The sequence below is a fragment of the Methylobacterium sp. Leaf100 genome (genome assembly GCF_001422845.1).
Lineage (GTDB): Bacteria > Pseudomonadota > Alphaproteobacteria > Rhizobiales > Beijerinckiaceae > Methylobacterium.
This window is the reverse complement of the sequence record NZ_LMMW01000008.1, coordinates 1-231: the sequence shown is the minus strand read 5'-3', so window position 1 is coordinate 231 and position 231 is coordinate 1. Positions and strand designations below refer to the sequence as shown.

At 67.5% G+C, this 231-nt stretch carries 1 protein-coding gene; it reads right to left on the bottom strand.

All coding sequences use genetic code 11. The annotated features are described in order from the left end of the window. Positions 1 to 231, bottom strand: a 231-nt coding sequence (locus ASF25_RS06685) for a sugar transferase (RefSeq protein WP_200918698.1), incomplete at both ends; no start/stop codon positions are given.

Genomic DNA, 231 nt, shown 5'->3' with positions numbered 1-231 from the left:
CTCGCCACGCCAGCCGTTGACCTGCGCCCAGCCGGTGATCCCCGGCTTGACCTTGTGGCGGGCGAAATAACCGTCCACCACCTGATCGTAGAGCGTGTTGGCGGCCTTGGCCTGAAGGGCATGGGGGCGTGGTCCGACGAGGGACAACTCGCCCTTGATCACGTTGAACAGCTGCGGCAACTCGTCCAGGGACGTCCGGCGGATGAAGCGGCCCACCGGCGTCACCCGCGG